This window comes from Clostridium sp. BSD9I1, from assembly GCF_900185645.1.
Taxonomy (GTDB): domain Bacteria; phylum Bacillota; class Clostridia; order Clostridiales; family Clostridiaceae; genus Clostridium_AK.
On sequence record NZ_FYAM01000004.1, the window covers coordinates 227,100 to 244,711 of the forward strand.

At 31.0% G+C, this 17,612-nt stretch carries 19 protein-coding genes; 15 read left to right on the forward strand and 4 right to left on the reverse strand.

Going from position 1 to position 17,612, the window contains the following annotated elements; translation table 11 throughout:
* Nucleotides 1-128: 128 nt before the first annotated feature.
* Nucleotides 129-497: a phage holin family protein gene (locus tag BSD9I1_RS01575; protein WP_186428833.1), complete on the forward strand. Its 369-nt coding sequence runs from the start codon at nucleotides 129-131 to the stop codon at nucleotides 495-497.
* A 187-nt stretch (nucleotides 498-684) separates the two neighbouring features.
* Nucleotides 685-2,187, forward strand: a complete 1,503-nt coding sequence (locus BSD9I1_RS01580; protein ID WP_186428834.1) for an MBL fold metallo-hydrolase RNA specificity domain-containing protein — start codon at nucleotides 685-687, stop codon at nucleotides 2,185-2,187.
* A gap of 28 nt (nucleotides 2,188-2,215) precedes the next feature.
* Here BSD9I1_RS01580 and BSD9I1_RS01585 read toward each other — a convergent pair whose 3' ends face one another.
* Complete coding sequence (locus BSD9I1_RS01585; protein WP_186428835.1) at nucleotides 2,216-2,584, reverse strand: VOC family protein; 369 nt, start codon at nucleotides 2,582-2,584, stop codon at nucleotides 2,216-2,218.
* Between the two features lie 110 nt (nucleotides 2,585-2,694).
* On the opposite strand from BSD9I1_RS01585, the gene BSD9I1_RS01590 reads away from it, so the two are divergent.
* Entirely contained in the window at nucleotides 2,695-3,429 is a 735-nt protein-coding gene (locus BSD9I1_RS01590) for an MBL fold metallo-hydrolase (RefSeq protein WP_186428836.1), read from the forward strand.
* A gap of 51 nt (nucleotides 3,430-3,480) precedes the next feature.
* Here the strand turns inward: BSD9I1_RS01590 and BSD9I1_RS01595 are convergent, their stop codons facing one another.
* Nucleotides 3,481-4,074 (reverse strand): protein kinase, encoded by a 594-nt coding sequence (locus BSD9I1_RS01595; RefSeq protein WP_186428837.1) that lies wholly within the window; start codon nucleotides 4,072-4,074, stop codon nucleotides 3,481-3,483.
* Between the two features lie 168 nt (nucleotides 4,075-4,242).
* Here BSD9I1_RS01595 and BSD9I1_RS01600 point away from each other — a divergent pair, with 168 nt between their 5' ends.
* Complete coding sequence (locus BSD9I1_RS01600) at nucleotides 4,243-5,046, forward strand: lipopolysaccharide assembly protein LapB (RefSeq protein ID WP_186428838.1); 804 nt, start codon at nucleotides 4,243-4,245, stop codon at nucleotides 5,044-5,046.
* A 59-nt stretch (nucleotides 5,047-5,105) separates the two neighbouring features.
* Here the strand turns inward: BSD9I1_RS01600 and BSD9I1_RS01605 are convergent, their stop codons facing one another.
* On the reverse strand, nucleotides 5,106-5,945 hold the full coding sequence (locus tag BSD9I1_RS01605; RefSeq protein ID WP_186428839.1) for a S1 RNA-binding domain-containing protein: 840 nt from the start codon (nucleotides 5,943-5,945) through the stop codon (nucleotides 5,106-5,108).
* A 55-nt stretch (nucleotides 5,946-6,000) separates the two neighbouring features.
* Nucleotides 6,001-7,149, reverse strand: coding sequence for a DEAD/DEAH box helicase (locus BSD9I1_RS01610; RefSeq protein WP_186428840.1), 1,149 nt, complete (start codon nucleotides 7,147-7,149; stop codon nucleotides 6,001-6,003).
* 238 nt (nucleotides 7,150-7,387) lie between these two features.
* Here BSD9I1_RS01610 and BSD9I1_RS01615 point away from each other — a divergent pair, with 238 nt between their 5' ends.
* From BSD9I1_RS01615 to hypB, 11 genes are all read left to right on the forward strand, one after another.
* Nucleotides 7,388-8,833: a DEAD/DEAH box helicase gene (locus BSD9I1_RS01615; RefSeq protein ID WP_186428841.1), complete on the forward strand. Its 1,446-nt coding sequence runs from the start codon at nucleotides 7,388-7,390 to the stop codon at nucleotides 8,831-8,833.
* A 123-nt stretch (nucleotides 8,834-8,956) separates the two neighbouring features.
* The gene (locus BSD9I1_RS01620; RefSeq protein WP_186428842.1) at nucleotides 8,957-9,391 is read left to right on the forward strand and encodes a MarR family winged helix-turn-helix transcriptional regulator; all 435 of its coding nucleotides are present in this window, start codon (nucleotides 8,957-8,959) and stop codon (nucleotides 9,389-9,391) included.
* Nucleotides 9,392-9,517: 126 nt separating this feature from the next.
* A complete protein-coding gene (locus BSD9I1_RS01625) occupies nucleotides 9,518-9,871 on the forward strand; it encodes a carboxymuconolactone decarboxylase family protein (RefSeq protein ID WP_035304920.1) in 354 nt (117 codons plus the stop codon).
* Between the two features lie 178 nt (nucleotides 9,872-10,049).
* Entirely contained in the window at nucleotides 10,050-11,810 is a 1,761-nt protein-coding gene (lpdA, locus tag BSD9I1_RS01630; RefSeq protein WP_186428843.1) for a dihydrolipoyl dehydrogenase, read from the forward strand.
* Nucleotides 11,800-12,807: a lipoate--protein ligase gene (locus tag BSD9I1_RS01635; protein ID WP_186428844.1), complete on the forward strand. Its 1,008-nt coding sequence runs from the start codon at nucleotides 11,800-11,802 to the stop codon at nucleotides 12,805-12,807. The genes lpdA and BSD9I1_RS01635 overlap by 11 nt, the downstream gene beginning before the upstream one ends.
* A 443-nt stretch (nucleotides 12,808-13,250) precedes the next feature.
* A complete protein-coding gene (locus BSD9I1_RS01640) occupies nucleotides 13,251-13,709 on the forward strand; it encodes a cytochrome b5 domain-containing protein (protein ID WP_186428845.1) in 459 nt (152 codons plus the stop codon).
* 99 nt (nucleotides 13,710-13,808) lie between these two features.
* Nucleotides 13,809-14,615 (forward strand): hydrogenase small subunit, encoded by an 807-nt coding sequence (locus BSD9I1_RS01645; protein WP_242966386.1) that lies wholly within the window; start codon nucleotides 13,809-13,811, stop codon nucleotides 14,613-14,615.
* 17 nt (nucleotides 14,616-14,632) lie between these two features.
* Nucleotides 14,633-16,042, forward strand: a complete 1,410-nt coding sequence (locus tag BSD9I1_RS01650; RefSeq protein WP_186428846.1) for a nickel-dependent hydrogenase large subunit — start codon at nucleotides 14,633-14,635, stop codon at nucleotides 16,040-16,042.
* Between the two features lie 2 nt (nucleotides 16,043-16,044).
* Entirely contained in the window at nucleotides 16,045-16,527 is a 483-nt protein-coding gene (locus BSD9I1_RS01655; RefSeq protein WP_278281149.1) for a hydrogenase maturation protease, read from the forward strand.
* Between the two features lies 1 nt (nucleotide 16,528).
* Nucleotides 16,529-16,870 carry a hydrogenase maturation nickel metallochaperone HypA gene (hypA, locus tag BSD9I1_RS01660; RefSeq protein WP_186428848.1) on the forward strand — a complete coding sequence of 114 codons (342 nt, stop codon included), beginning with the start codon at nucleotides 16,529-16,531 and terminating at the stop codon, nucleotides 16,868-16,870.
* A 2-nt stretch (nucleotides 16,871-16,872) separates the two neighbouring features.
* The gene (gene hypB, locus BSD9I1_RS01665; protein ID WP_186428849.1) at nucleotides 16,873-17,526 is read left to right on the forward strand and encodes a hydrogenase nickel incorporation protein HypB; all 654 of its coding nucleotides are present in this window, start codon (nucleotides 16,873-16,875) and stop codon (nucleotides 17,524-17,526) included.
* Nucleotides 17,527-17,612: the final 86 nt, after the last annotated feature.

Below are 17,612 nucleotides of genomic sequence, written 5' to 3' on the forward strand. Positions count from 1 at the left end.
TTATTGATATTCATAAATTTAGAATAAAATAAAAATTTTAGGGAAAAGTAAGTATAATAAAAAAACATCTTTATGGGCAAATTAATAATATATCAAATTAACATTTAATTAGAGGGAGTGAATAATTTATGGCAGATGAAGAAAGAAGAAGAGAAGATACACGTTCAGGTGCAGGGAGTATAATAGTAAGGCTCATAGTTACTGCTATTATATTAGCTATAGCATCATTTTTAACTCCAGGATTTAGTATCGTAGGATTATGGTCTTATATAATAGCAGCAGTTGTTATAACATTAATAGACTGGGGAGTAGAAAGGGCTATGGGAGTAGATGCATCACCATTTGGAAGAGGTATAAAAGGATTTCTAATTGCAGCTGTGATAATATATATAACACAGTTTATAGTTCCTAACATGAGTGTATCTATAATAGGTGCATTACTTGCAGCACTAGCAATTGGAATATTAGATGCAGTAATTCCTGGGAGATCAATGTAAGTTTATATTAAGGCCTGGTAAGTTACCAGGCTTTTCGTTATTAAGGAATTAAATAAATGCGATTAACAATCTGAAAAATTGAATGAAAATTTCGAATAAGTGATACATTTATATTTACACAAACTTCTTAGTGAATTAATATTATATATATAATGTTTTTATTTTGCTAAGAAAGTAGGTGCTCAATATGAAAATTCAATTTTATGGAGCAGCCAGAACTGTTACTGGCTCATGTCATATATTAAGGATTAAAAACAAGTTAATACTTTTGGATTTAGGGCTATACCAAGGGAATGGATCTATTGAAAAAGAAAATGAGTACTTCCCCTTTAATGCAAATGAAGTAGATTATGTAATATTATCTCATGCACATATAGATCATTCAGGAAGAATACCATTACTTTATAAACGTGGATTTAAGGGACAGGTTATATGTACAGATGCTACAAAGGACCTATGCTCTGTTATGCTTCCCGATAGTGGATATATACAGGAAGCTGAAGCGGAATGGAAAAACAGAAAAAGAATAAGACAAGGATTGAAAGTTATTGACCCCTTATACACTAGTAAGGATGCTGTAGAATCTTTAACTTTTTTTAAGGGATACCCTTATGATAGTCTTATACAGTTATTTGATGGACTTGAAATAATATTTAGGGATGCAGGACATCTATTAGGTTCTGCAATGGTGGAACTAATTGCAAAAGAAGATAATAAAGAAATACGACTTGTTTATAGTGGGGATATAGGAAATAAGGGACTTCCTATATTAAAGGATCCTTCCAAAATTAAATATGCAGATTATGTAATTATGGAAACAACCTATGGAGATAGATTTCATACAAAAATGGAAGAGGATATGAAAAGCCTTGCATCTATTATAAAGGATACTGTAAAAAGAGGGGGCAATGTAATTATACCATCATTTGCTGTTGGAAGGACTCAAGAAGTGTTATATATGTTAAATAAATATGTGGAAAATAATGAATTAAAAAATTGTACGGTTTACGTAGATAGTCCACTTGCTACAGAAGCTACCAGCATATTTAAAAGGCATGAAAAATATTATGATGAAGAAGCAAAAAAATATCTGGAAAGAGGAGATAATCCCTTAGAATTTAAAGGATTAGTATTTACAAAATCTCAGCAGGAGTCATCTGAGTTAAATAAAATTCAAAGTGGAGCTGTAATAATATCTGCAAGTGGTATGTGCGAGGCTGGAAGAATAAAGCATCATTTAAAACATAATCTATGGAGAAAGGAATGTTCAATTGTATTTGTAGGATACCAAGCAGAAGGAACCTTAGGTAGAACAATAGTTGATGGAGCTAAAAAGGTTAGAGTATTTGGTGAGGAAATAGCAGTAAATGCAAAAATTTACAATTTACATGGATTATCGGGACATGCAGATAGAAATGGTCTTTACGAGTGGATTACAGGGTTTGTAAAAAAGCCTAAAAAGGTGTTTTTAGTTCATGGAGATGCAGAAAGTATGTTTAGTTTTAAAGAGCTCATTGAAAACGAAAATATTGATTCAGAAATAATTGCACCAAATCAAGTGATAGAAATAGGAGAGGGGTATGAAGTTAAAGTGTCTAAAAAGGACAATCTGCTAGAGATTATAAAAAATATGGATGTAGATCATATGAGTAAGGATGAAATTATAAAAATTGTAGAAAGAGAGATATAAAAGGTTGCTCCGCAACCTTTTATAATCACTATTTTTTAGGAAGAATTTCTGTCCAATAGCCATCTGGATCAATTATAAAGTATATGCCCATTGCTTTGTTTTCATAGCAAATGCATCCCATTTTTTTATGATGTTCATAAGCTGAATCAAAATCATCAACTCTAACAGCAAGATGGAACTCATTTTCTCCTAAATTATAGGCTTCAGTTCTATCTTTAAGCCATGTTAATTCTAAGCTGTGAGAAGTAAATCCGTCACCTAAAAACTTTAATATAAAGCTTCCATCACTTGCTTCTTTAGTGCGCATTACTTCAAACCCTAATGCTTCTTTATAAAAATCAATACTTTTTTCAAGATCTAAAACGTTGATATTATTGTGGTCGAATGTAAATTTCATTATAATTCACTCCTTTGGGATGATAGTTATATAAAACATTATAACCTTGTTACAAGCAAAAGAAAATATCTCGATGAATATGAATTTTTATTAGGAAGGGTGGAGCTTCTATGGAAAGATATAATATAAAAGTAAACTATCTTTTTAATAGCGGATTTTTAATTGAAACAGAAAATTATTTATTAGTATTTGATTATTATTTGGATTCTGTTGATGGAGGACAAAACGATATAGCTAATGGTGCCATTACAGAAAAAGAGTTACTTACTAATAAAAAAATATTAGTTTTTATATCTCATGGACATGAAGATCACTTTAATCCTTGTGTTTTGGATTGGAGAAAAAAAAGAGAAGATATAAAGTATATATTAAGTAGTGATATTGAGATACAAGATAAAGACCAAAATATAAATATAGTATCACCTTATGAAACTTTAGACATTGATGGAGTTTTAATTAAAACCTATGGATCTACAGATGCAGGGGTATCATTTTGGCTTAAAGTGGATGGTGTAAATATTTTTCATGCAGGAGATTTAAATTGGTGGCATTGGTTTGATGAATCTGAGGAATTTAATGAAAACCAAGAAAGAGTATTTAAGCAAGAAATTGAAAGCATTAAAGATAATAAAGTAGATATAGTGTTCTTTCCAGTAGATCCAAGGCTTATAGAAAGCTATTATTTAGGTGGAGAATACTTTATAAAAGAGCTCAGTCCAAAGATATTAATACCTATGCACTTTGGCAGAAATTATGAAGTTATAAGGAAGTTCGATTCTAAAGTGAAAAATTATGAAACGAAAGTCGTTGAAATAACTAAAAGAGGAGAAGAAATAGTCCTTTAATGAATATTTAACAGCTTATATAAAAATTGCACATAAATAAAAAGGAAAGCATTATTTATGAGCTTTCCTTTTTATTATTTTAATATAATCATTTACTTTCTTATTCCACTGATTGTATAGATCTGGTCGTACTTCTTTAACATCTCTCATAAAGGATTTAAGTACATGTAATTTGTAAAGTCCTTTTGTTAAATGCCTTGGGAAATCCCTATTTTTCGAATAAAATTTTTTAGGATCTATGACCATGACTGCGCCATCAGGTTTTACTATTATGTCTTTACAACGCAAATCAAGTTTGGAAAACTCTAATTTTTTGAATTCCTCTAATAAATCTATGATATTTAATGACAACTCCTTACTTAGTCCAAAACGCTTTATATATTTATTCAAGGGTATTCCATCAATATAGTCTCTTATCATATAATTTCCAGACATACCGTAAACTCTAGGAAAGTACTTGTTGCCATTTACCTTTTCTAAAATATCATACTCTTTTTTACAACTTTCAGGATTGAAACAAATTTTAATGACTTTATCTTCAGGGAGCATATAAATTATGCCATTATGCCCCTTGCCAAGAAATTTACAATCTAATAAGTTTATGCGAAAGTTTTCTATATAACGAGTATAGAGGGAGTTATCCATAATACCTCCTTTACAAAAAATGTTCAGAACTATGTAATATGTTGTTGTTATAGTATATGAAGAAGCTCAATAATTTGTTACTACATTTAGGGAAATTTCTTCGCAATTTCATTTTTGTATGATAAAATTATAATATGTATTATACAGTCAATGTAGGAGGTGCGATTTATGAAATTAAATAGTTTAAAATCTAAAGTTATTTTAGGAATCATAGTTTTATTGATTTTAGCAGGGGTAGGAACTGGGATATATAAATTTAATAAGAATCAAGGTTACAGTGATTTAATTAAAACTGCTAATAGCTATATGGAGGAAGGAAAATATGATGATGCTATAACAGCTTTTCAGCAATCATTAAATTATAAAGATGATGAAAATGTCAGAAGAAGCATCAAAGTAGCCGAGTCTTTAAAGGAAGTAAGAGTTATCTATAATGATGGAATAAAGCTTATGAGTGAAAAGAAGTACTTGGAGGCAATAGAAAAGTTTAATAAGGTTACCAAAGAAGATAAAAAAATGTATCAGGATGCGCAGGCAAAGATTCTTGAGTGTAAAAGAGATTATGCTACATTAAATATAAAAAATGCAGATAAGGCATTAAAGGAAAATAAGCTTGATGATGCAGATAAATATCTGCAAGAAGTATTTAAGGTTGACAGTGAGAGTAAAGAGGGACAAACTTTAAAAGCCCAAATAGAAAAGAAAAAGCAAGAAGAAATTAAGAAGCAGCAAGAATCACAAAAGGGAATTACTGTAGAAGGGGCAATTAAAATAGTTAAAAGTAAATTTCCAAGTACATCTCAAAATATGATTTATCAGTACGATCATGATAGTACTCATGATGGAAGAAGTTTTTATGTTATACATGTATTTGAAAATATGCAGACTCACACTGCAACTATGGGATGGTATGGAGTAGATAAGGAAAACGGAAAGATTTATGATGAGATATTTTCTGAGTATATAAACTAGATAATATTGAATTGTTCTATAGATAAAAAGGAAATTGCAGCGCAATTTCCTTTTTTATTTTACTTAAGTGAAGTTCCCTTTTCATCTTGAGTTATTAGTCCTTTTCTCATAAGTCCGCCTAGGGCATTTTTAAAGTTATTCTTACTCACACCAAAGGCTTTAGATATATCATCAGGTGAGGTTTTATCATTAAATGTCATAAATCCATCATGAGATTTTAAATATTCTAATATAGTGTCTTGAAGCTCAGTTCTTTCTTCCTTAGCACGTTTTCTTGGAGTAAGTCCTAGTTTACCGTCTTCATAAATTTTTATTACGTTTAAATCTAATATATCACCAGCATTTATTTCGGTGAAATATTCATGCCTTAAAATTACTCCTTGATATAAGTTATCTACGGCTACCATAACACTTTGGTTAGTCTGAAAACCATAAACTGTGCCTTTAACAGTATCTCCTACTTTATATGGAGATTCAGTTTGTAAGTATCTATCTATATCTGTAGTAGCTGCTATTCTTTTAGTCTTATCTAAGTATATATAAAATAAATAATTCTTATCAGTCTGTAGTCCATAAAGTTTTTCTTTAAGTGGAACCAAAATATCTTTTTCCAATCCAATATCAATAAAGCTTCCTATTTGAGTATTAGCAACAACCTTTAGGTAAGCAATTTCACCTACCTCAGCTAGAGGTTTTTTTAATGTAGCAATAACTCTATCTTTTGAGTCTGTATAAATGAATGCATCAACCTCATCGCCTATGTTAAGTTCCATATTAAGAGCATTGCCATTTGGAAGCAAAATATCATCAGATGTTTTTCCAGTGCCTGCATCTAAGAAATAGCCAAAATCAGGTCTTCTTACAATTTTTAATTTGTTAAAGTTTCCTATGTTTATCAAGTTTATTACCTCGCTTTATGTTTATATCTATATATTTTTTCTTTATTAGTTTTATTTATTCTCTAAAGGAATCCATGATTTTTCCTTTAAATACTTTCTTTGGTTTTACAACTATGTTTAGATTTTTTTCGTATTTTTTAATTAAGGATAATTCTACTGGAGAGATTATAGATATTGATGTACCAAAATCTCCAGCTCTTCCTGTTCTTCCTGATCTATGTAAATACTCCTTTGGATCTGATGGTAAGTTTAAATTAAATATGTGAGTTACATCTTTTACATCTAGACCCCTAGCAGCTATGTCTGATGATATCAAAAGCTGAACCTTTCCACTTCTAAATCCTTCCAGGGCCTTTTTTCTATCTTCCTTTGAGGTATTACTATAAATTCCTTCAGCGTTAATGTGATGATATTTAAGCTTTACAGTGGCTAAATCCACTTCTTCATTTCTATTTAAAAACACGATAGCTCTTTTAGGATTAATTGAAGCTATTAACTTTCTTAAGGTTTCAATTTTTTCTCTTGGATCTGAAACAAAGTATATATGTTCAATATTTTCATTAACTGTATCAGTATCCTCTACTCTTAGGACTTGTGGTTCCTTCATAAGTTCTTTTGCTAGCGCTAATGTTTCTTCATGAATTGTTGCGGAGAATGCCATAAGCTGTCTATCTCTTAAAGTAGTTTTAATTATATTTTTTATGGTAGATAATTTATCCTTAGCAAGTAGGTTATCTGCCTCGTCTAATACAATCGTTTTAATTGTATGAGCTTTTATCTTTTTTTGAGATATAAGTTCTAATACTCTTCCTACAGATCCTACAATTATATGAGGTTTTTCTTTTAACTTTTCTATCTGTCTTTTTGCATTGACTTCACCTATAATTGGGGTTGAAGTGATACCTGCCTCTGAGTTTTCTGATAAAAGTTTTATTTCACTATCTATTTGCATAACAAGCTCATGGGTTGGAGCAAGAATTAGAGCTTGCATTTCTCTTTTAGAACTATCTATGTTTTGAAATAAAGGCAATAAGTAAGCTAAGGTTTTACCGCTGCCAGTTTGAGACTGGCCTACTAGATCCTTTTTTTCTAAGGCTATTGGTATAACCTTTGATTGAATTGGGGTAGGATTTATTATATTTACTTTTTTTAATCCCTCTATTAGATTACTATTCAATCCTAATTTATCAAATGAATCTATCATAATTTCCTCCTGTGTAATAAGATAAGTTTTACTTATACTTAGTATATCATTTTTAACATAAATTATCTCTAAAATATGATAATAGAGGAATAATCTGAAGTCAATTTTAAAGTACTTATTTATAACTAAAAAAGATTTCTATAAGTAATCATAGGACAATATGTGAAATTGTTATATACCGAATGTATTAATAGGTTATAATAAATGATGATAATATAATATAGAGAGGAATAATAATATGGATAAATTAAATTTCGATGATTTTAATATAAGTGCGGAAATTATTGAAGCATTAAATAAGATGGGATATGAAAATCCCTCAGGAGTTCAAGAAAAGGTAATTCCTTTAATACTTAATGATAAGGATATAATAGTAAAGTCACAAACGGGAAGTGGAAAAACTGCAGCTTTTGGAGTGCCAATTTGTGAAAAAATAACATGGGAAGAAAGTAAACCTCAAGCATTAGTTTTAACCCCTACAAGAGAACTTGCAATACAGGTAAAGGAAGATATAAATAATATAGGAAGGCTTAAGAGAATAAGAGCTGTAGCAGTGTTCGGCAAACACCCTATGGAAATTCAGAAAAGGGAACTTAAACAAAGAGTACATATAATTGTAGGAACCCCTGGAAGAACTATGGATCATATAGAAAGAGGACACATAAATTTAGAAGAAATAAAGTATCTTATAATAGATGAAGCAGATGAAATGTTAAATATGGGCTTCATCGATCAAGTAACAGCTATAATAGAAAAAATGCCTAAAAATAGAGTTACAGTTTTACTATCAGCTACCATGCCAGAGGAAATTGAATTACTATGTAAAAATTATATGGCAAGTCCTATGACTATAGAAATTAATCCCGAAAGTATTACCACGGAAAGAGTTGAAGAAGTTTATTATGAAACTCCCCAAAGCGATAAGCTTCAGCTTTTAAATAAAGTCATTTATACTGAAAGACCTGAGAGTTCAATTATATTTTGTAGTACGAAAGAAGGTGTAGATAATTTAGTAAGGGATATGAAAGATAGGGGATACTCTTGCAAGGCACTTCATGGAGGTATGGAACAAAAGGATAGAATTGATATTATGCAGCAATTTAAAAGGGGAGAATTTACCTTTCTAATAGCAACAGATGTAGCGGCTAGAGGAATACATGTTGAGGATATTACCCATGTAATTAATTATGATACTCCTGTAGAAAAGGAGAGCTATGTTCATAGAATTGGAAGAACAGGTCGTGCAGGTAATAAAGGCAAAGCTATAACCTTTGTATCTCCAAGGGAAGAGAGAATGTTAAGAATTATAGAGGATTATATAGGATATAGCATTCCATTAGGGCAGAAGCCTTCTGAAGAAGAAGTTCGAGAAGGTAAGGAAATTTTTAGAGAACAATCAAAATCTAAACCTAAGCTAAAAGTTGATAAAAGTGCATCTCTTAATAAGGAAATTACAAAGATACATATTAATGCGGGAAAAAAGAAAAAAATCAGAGCAGGAGACATAGTTGGAACAATCACAAGCATTGAAGGAGTTAGTGCTGAAGATATAGGAATTATAGATGTTCAAGATAATTTTTCTTATGTAGATATACTTCAAGGAAAAGGTAAAATTGTACTAAAGGAACTTCAAGATAAAACAATTAAAGGTAAAAAAGTTAGGATTCAAAGAGCAGTTAAGTAAAATGTGAAATAAGCTGAATTTATTTAGAAAGATTTAATTATAACTAGAGTTAATGTTGAGAGGAAACATATTGTATCTATATAATTAGGATATAGAATAAGTAATTGAGGTGAAAAAGGTTTAATGTTTGACTTAGATGATTGTATTGGAATTATAACTAGTAGAAGTACTAAAGAAATTACTGATGCTTTTAGTAGTAAAGTAGAAGCTTGTGGGATCACAAGAGTACAGTGGATAGCTATTTATTACATAGGAAAAGAAGAAGGAATAACTCAAAAAAAATTAGGAGAAAAAATGGATTTAAAGGAATCTACTGTTGCTAGATTAGTTGATAGAATGGAAAAGGAAGGTACGGTAGAAAGAATTAAGGATACTAGTGATAAAAGAATAACTAAGTTATATTTAACTAAGCTTGGCAAATATAAAAGAGAAGAAATACTTCCTATAGGTGAAAGTTTTTCAAAGAAAGGAATTGAAGGGATAAGTGAGGAACATTTAAATATATTTAAAGAGGTTCTAAGCAAAATTGTGTCAAATACAAAAAAGAATGTTAAATAAGTAACAGTTTTGTTTAAATAAGTATTGTTTATACCACTGAGAGGTGGTATAATTTATACAAATGTACTTGCTATGACAAGTATTAGTATGTAAAGTAAATGTTTTGAATAAGGGGGAAAATTTATTATGAGTAAAAATCCAAGAGAAATGTTAAATGCCTTTATGGGAGGATTACAAGAAGTAGGAGCAACAAATGGAGCAAGTGTAGAAGCATTCATGGGTCTTTTAGGAGCTGCTTATACACCAGGAGCTGTAGACGTTAAGACAAAAGAACTTATAAGCGTAGCAATAGCGGCTTATAACCGTTGCGAATACTGTATAGTGTTTCATGTGTTTAAAGCATTAGAAGCAGGTGCTACTAGAGAAGAAATAATGGAAGCTGCAATGGTTGCAGTTGCATTTGGTGGTGGCCCATCAATGGCATATAGTGTAACTTTACTTAAAGATTCAATAGATGAATTTGAAAAGGATTTTAAATAACATATAGTTTAACGAATGTAGATATTATTCTATAAATAGTGGCCCTGTAAATCTAGACTATAAGTATAGATTTGCAGGGTCATATGTCTAATATAAACAGTTTTTAGTAAAAATCTAGAAAAGTAGTTTAAATTCATAGTTATCAATTAATAACTGTTAAAATAGGGAGGAAAGAATAATGGTAGATTTAAAAATAGAAAAATTGGCTGGACATAGCAAGAGTGGGAAAGTAGGTAAAATAAGCGTAAAAGTAGGTGGTGAAGTAAAAGAGGGACAGGTTATTTTTCAAGTTGAATGTGATAAAGGTAATGCTCAAGTAAAATCAAACTGTGCTGGAGTATTAGAGAGCCTAAAAGTTAAAGAAGGAGATACGGTTAATATAGGAGATATAGTGGCTCGTATAGATGGAGTTATAGAAGAAAAAAATCGTGAAAATACAAATGCAATAGAGAAAACTGCAGAGACTAAGTTACCAGATAATAAACCTAAAAAATCTAACTTTGACTATCTTGGATCAATGCTAAAACCTATAAAAAGGGAACTAGAGTGTGATTTAACAGTTATAGGGGCAGGCCCTGGTGGATATGTGGCAGCCATATATGCAGCAAAACAAGGTTTGAAAACTGTTATTATTGAAAAGGAAGAAGTAGGAGGAACCTGTTTAAATGTAGGATGTATACCAACAAAGGCATTGGTAAGATCCTCTGAAGTATTTGATAATATAAAACACAGTGAAGAATTTGGAATTAATGTATCAGATGCATTTGTAGACATGGAAAAAGTTATAGAAAGAAAAAATGGGATAGTTAAAAAACTTACAGGTGGAGTGGATTTTTTATTACAGAAAAATTCTATAGAAAAGATTTCGGGAACAGGAGAAATATTAGATAAAAATAAGGTTTTTGTAAAGGGAAAAAGGGAAGAAGTTACTATAAGTACGAAAAATATAATTATTGCAACAGGCTCAAAAATTGCAAGTATTAACATAGATGGGTTTGATGGAACTAAGGTTATAAATAGTACCGAAGCATTGGATATGAAGAAATTGCCTAAGAGTATGGTAATTATCGGCGGTGGAGTTATCGGAATGGAATTTGCCTTTATATATTCTAACTTAGGAGTGGATATATCAGTAATTGAATATATGCCGAAAGTTCTTTGCACAATGGATGAAGATGTATCTGATGAAATAGTATCTATAGCAAAAGAAAAAGGCATAAAGTTCTTCACATCATCAAAAGTAACAAGTGTTAAAGAAAGCGAAGATGATAAAGCTATTGTGTACTTTGATATGAACGGTAAAGAAAAACTTATAACTTGTGATAAAGTTTTGGTAGCTATCGGAAGAGAACCGAATATTGAAGGACTAGGAATTGAGAAAGTTGGTATAGAATTAAATGAAAATATAAAGGGAATAAAGGCTGATGATAAATTAAGAACAAATGTTGAAAATATTTATGCTATAGGGGATGTAAATAATAAAATAGGACTTGCCCATGTAGCATCTCATGGAGCAATTGTGGCTGTAGATAATATTTTAGGGAAAGAAAGTGAAATAGATTACGCTGCGGTTCCAAGTGTAGTTTATACTACTCCAGAAGTTGCCACAGTAGGAATGACGGAAAAAATGGCAGTGGATTCAGGAATTAATATTAAAATTGGTAAATTTCCATTTATGGCTAATGGAAAGGCTTTAACTCATGGAGAAGATAAGGGTTTTGTAAAAGTTATTAAAGACAGGAGCACAAATAAACTTATTGGAGCCTCTATAGTAGGACCTAATGCTTCTGATTTAATTGGAGTGTTGACTTTAGCTATTAAAAATAATATTACAGAAGAGCAAATAAAGGAAACAATAGTTGCTCATCCAACTACAGGCGAAGCTATTCATGAAGCTGTCTTATCCCTAGAAGGTGGTGCAATTCACTTTGATAGCTAAAAGAAAAGTAGTGGTTTCAGAAAGTTATAATCCATACTTTAACTTATCCCTAGAAGAACATTTGTTTAATAATGTAAGTAAGGATGAAATAATACTTTATTTATGGAGAAATGAAAATACAGTAGTTATAGGTAGAAATCAAAATCCATGGAAAGAATGTAACTTAGAACTTTTATCAAAGTTAAATGGAAAGGTAGCTAGAAGATTATCTGGAGGGGGAGCTGTATATCATGATCTAGGGAACTTAAATTTTACTTTTATAACCTATGAAGAAAATGAAGATTTAAATAAACAGCTTTCAGTAATTATAAAAGCCTTAAATGATTTGGATATAGAAGCAACCTTTTCTGGAAGAAATGATATTTTAGTTAATGGTAAAAAGATATCAGGAAATGCTTTTTATACGGACGAAGGCAGATATTATCATCATGGAACATTACTTTACGATATAGATGTAGAAAAAGTAACCCAAATATTAACTCCATCAACTCATAAGTTAACATCAAAGGGAATAGATTCTGTAAAAAGTAGAATTACAAACCTAAAGAATCATAGGGAAGGCTTAACAATAAATGATATTAAGGAATCTGTAGTAAGATCTTATGAAAAACATTATGGACACATAAGTAATGTGGGTTATGTGGATGAAAAAAATTTAAATCTCAATAACTTTGTAAAAAGATATTCAAGCGATGAGTGGATTTATGGAAATAGTCCAAGTTTTAATGTAGTTATAGATAAAGTATTTGATGAAGGGAAAATAGAATTAAACATTTCTTTAGAAGATGGGAAAATAACTCACTGCAAGATATATACAGATTCTCTGTTTACAAAGGAATTTGATATAACTGAAAATATACTGAAAAATCTCAAGTTTAATAAATATGATATATTAAAAGCGTTAGAAGAAAATGAATACTTATTTTCTCCTAAAGGAAAAGCTATATTAGATAGAATCAAAGAAATTATACGAGAAAATGTTCCAAGTGTAACTTAACTAAAATAATAAAACTTTTAGTTATTATATTGAAAGGAGGTTGTACATAATAGATATCTATTATGTACAACCTCTTTAATGTTTTTTATTTTAAACAACCAAATTATCGCTACCTTCCCATGATGCAGCATCATTCTGTTCATTGCTTTGGAGTAACTCATTTCTAAGGATACAGCAGCTTTCATATCTTCTAGAGCTTTATGGCAAAAAGGTTGTTAGCTTTCACTTAAAATTCCTCACACCAAATGGAATTCCTCTCTGCAAGTCTCTTATAATCTACTATTTCATCATTGCAGCTTAAAAGATTAAGTTATGGTTTAAATGAAAAATATGTAAACTCGTGTTATAAAAAACTAATACATGAGATTTAACAGAGCATGAGGTATAAAGTTTTTATTAGATAAATATATTTTATATAGTAGCTATTATGAGGTGAATAATTAATGAATGAGTTCTCTGATTTAGAAAATAAAATATGGAAGTCTTCAGATAAGATTAGATATCTACACAAGAAAAAATATTTTTCTACATGTCCCTTTGAAAAATGCTATTATGATGATTTGCTAAAAAAGGAAATAAGTGATTTAGAAAGGTTTTCTGATTATTTCATTAGAAATGGATTTAATCAATATAGAGCTAATAGCAGAGAGGTAAGTGATACTCCACAAAGAGAATTTACTTTAGCTGAATTAGCAACCTATGATGGTTCTATGGGGAGACCTGCTTATGTAGCGGTAAATGGAATTGTTTATGATGTAAGTTTAGAAAAAACTTGGGGAGGAGCTACTCACTTTGGATTAGTTGCAGGAAAGGACTTAACAGGAGCTTTTCAAGGATGCCATGGAAACTTAGAAATTTTAAGAAACTTACCTAAGGTAGGAGTTTTAAAGAGTAACCAATGACCAGTAACTAAGTTTAAGGGGGAATTATGATTGCAAGAAAAAGCTTGTCCTATAATGCAAGGCAAAGAAAAGATTCCAAGGCAAGTTATAGATTTTACAATGCAAGGAATAAGGGAAGGTAAATTTAAAAAGATGAACCTTATTTGGCTTGAGGCATGTGGGTGTTCTGGAAATATTATTTCATTGCTTAATGCAGAAGATCCAGATGTGGTTTATTTGTTAAGTGAAATGGTAAATTTAACCTATAACAATAGTCTTATGGTACAAGAGGGGGAAAGAGCCTTTGAAAAGTTTTTAGAAACTTTAGATACTGAATTTATTTTAGTGGTAGAAGGAGCAGTTGCTACAAAGGATAATGGACTTTACGATATAGTGGCTAGGTATAACGGAAAGCTTGTAACAGGAATGGAAGCTGTAAAAATGGCAGGAGAGAAGGCAAAATATGTTTTAGCGGTAGGTTCCTGTGCAGCTTATGGAGGGCCCTCTGCTGCAAGACCAAATCCGTCTGAAAGTAAAAGTGTACCTGAATTTTTAGAAAATAGAGAAGTTATAAGAGTTCCAGGATGCCCAAGTCATCCTCAGTGGATTGTAGGAACTATAGCTAATATATTATCCTTTGGAAAACCAGAGCTTGATAAAGAAAATAGACCTGTACTTTTTTATGGGGTGACTATTCATGATAGATGTGAAAGAAGAAGTTATTTTGATAAAGGGATATTTGCAAAGAAGCTAGGAGATAAGGAATGTATGTTTAAGCTTGGATGTAGAGGGCCTATAACTAGAACAGATTGCCCAATAAGAAGATGGAATGAAAGTATAAATTGGCCTATAGGTAATAATACTCCATGTATAGGCTGTGCTAGAAATGGATTTCCAGATTCGATGGAACCATTCGTTAGATATTAAAACTTTAGGAGGGATTTATGGGGGAGAAGATTGTAATAAATCCACTTACTAGAATCAGTGGATTTTTAGAAATAGAAGTTACTGTAGAAAATCATAAGGTAATAGATGCCAAGTCTAGTGGAATGCTCTTTAGAGGATTTGAAAAAATGCTTCAAGGGAGATCGCCTTTAGATGCAACATACTTTACTGAAAGAATATGTGGTATTTGTTCTGCCGCCCATTCTATAGTATCTACCACCGCAGTAGAAGATGCATTAAAGGTAGCACCAAATGTAAATGACTCTATGATTAGAGAAATAATTCACGGATGTGAATTTTTACAAAATCATTTAAGGCACTTTTATCAATTTACCTTTCCGGATTATGTACGAGGTCCTAAGATTAATCCAGCCTATGAAGAACGAGGAGGAGACTATAGACTACCTGAAGTCTTAGATAAAAAATTAAGTGAAAATTATGTGGAGTCCATAAGATATAGTAGAGATGCACACAGGGCGCTTGCTATTTTAGGGGGAAAGGCTCCTCACAACCATGGAGTATTTGTTGGCGGAGTCACTGTAAATATGGATTCTTCAAAGTTTATAGAGATAAAATCCATAATATCAAAAGTTAAAAATTTTATAGCAAATGTAATGATTACTGACGTAGATATTATAGCGAAATACTATGGGGATTACTTTTATAATGGAAAAGGCTTTGGAAATCTTATGAGTTATGGAGTTTTTGATAATTCCTTTGATGAGCCTTTTTTATATGTAAGGCCACAGGTGTTAATAGATGGAAAAAGGTATACTCTAAATGAAAAGTATATTACAGAAGGGGTATATAACTCTTGGTACGAGGGAAATAGGGAAAACATAAGACCAGAAGAAGAATATACTGAGACAAATGTATATAAGGAAAATGCATATACCTTTATTAAAGCACCAAGATATGCAGCATTTCCAGTAGAGGTAGGACCTTTAGCTAGAATGTATCTAAGTGGGGGATATACTAGAGGAATTTCCACTATGGATAGAACCATTGCAAGGGTACTTGAAGCAGATAAAGTATGTGATATAATTTTAAATCTTTTAGATAAATTAAAAATGGAGCCTACAAATCAAACTCAGCACCAAATTCCAGATAAGGCTCAAGGCATAGGTCTTAGAGATACCACAAGAGGAGCATTAGGTCATTGGATAGCCATAGATGATAAAAAAATTAAAAATTATTCCATTATAACTCCTACGGTTTGGAATTTGTCGCCTACAGACTCACGTGGAATAAAGGGTGTAGTGGAAAAAGCATTAATAGGAACTCATATTGAAGATAGCAAAAATCCCGTAGAAATTGGAAGAATAGTTAGAACCTTTGATCCCTGCGTTTCCTGTGCAACCCATATTATAAGTAACAATAATCCTGATATTACTATAAAAATTGTTTAAGTATGATAAAGATTATTGCCATAGGAAATAGGCTTATGGGGGATGATGGAATAGCACTTAAAGTTTTAGAAAATATAGATAAGGATATTAAAACACTAAAGGGAGATAGAGAAGTAAATGAGGAAATAGAAGTGATTATTGGAGAAACGGATTTTATGTACTGTTTAGATAATATTGATAATAATGACTTTATAATAATTCTAGATAGTACAGCTTTAGGAGTAAATCCGGGCAGCATTACAACACTCTCCTTTAATGAATATAAAAGATACTTAAATTGTGTCTCTCAACATGAATTAAATCTTGTTAATATGTTGATAAGTTATAAAAAAAATGTGGATGGAATTATTATTGGAATTGAAGCCAGTGATATTGACTTTAATTTTGATATTTCTGATACTTTAAAATTGAAATTCAGCGACATATGTAGGAATGTTTTAAAAAAGATAATGAGGATTTTAGTTGATTTTAGGACGGGTGATTAAAATGCATGAAGTGTCAGTGGCTTCGGAAATACTTCAAATTGTTTCGGAGAATGCTAAGGAAAGCAATATAAAAAAAGTAGATAAAATAATACTACAAGTAGGGGAGTTCACCTGTATTGAGGACTCCTTATTACAATTTGCATTTGAAGCAATGAAGGAAAAAGGCATATGTGAAAATGCACAGCTTTTTATAAAAAAAATAAAAGCTACTTCCTATTGCGATAACTGTAAGGAGGAGTTTGAAGTTAGCTATAGAAATAGGCTTTGCCCTAAATGCAATAACTTTGGATGCAATATAGTAAAGGGATATGAATTATACCTAGAGAGTATAGAGGGGGAGTAAATTTGAAGAGAGTGTTTATAGGTGAAAAGGTTCTTAAAAATAATGATAGCATAGCAGCAAAAAATAGACGGCTTTTAAATGAAAAAGGTGTGTTCACTATAAATTTGTTAGGATCTCCTGGTTCTGGAAAGACTTCAGTACTAGAACAAATAATAAAGCTGACTAAAGAAAAGATAAATATGGCTGTAATAGAAGGTGATTTATACACAACTAAGGATGCAGAAAGAATAGAAAATCAAGGCATAGATGTGGTGCAAGTAAACACAGGGGGAGCCTGTCATTTGGATGCATCTATGGTTGAAGAAGCCCTTAAAGAAATAAATATAAATCAGCTACACCTTTTAGTTATAGAAAACGTAGGTAATTTAGTTTGTCCTGCATCCTTTGACTTGAGTGAAGATATGAAGGTTACAGTTATGAGCGTAACAGAAGGTAATGACAAACCACTAAAATATCCAGCCATGTTTCAACGCTCAAAGGTTTTAATACTCAATAAGATGGATATGATAAAACTTACAAACTTTGATATGGAAGAGTTTTATAAAGATATTAAGTCAATAAATCAAGACATAAGAGTATTTGAAGTTTCCTGCGTAACTGGAGAAGGAATTAATGCGTTATGTGATTATTTTCAGTCAATGCTAAAAAGGAATTAGGAGTAAAGTGCTAGGAAATATAAAGGTTTATTGTTAGTTAATGTTTGATAGTTAATACTTAATGGGGAATGTAGAAATTCAACAAA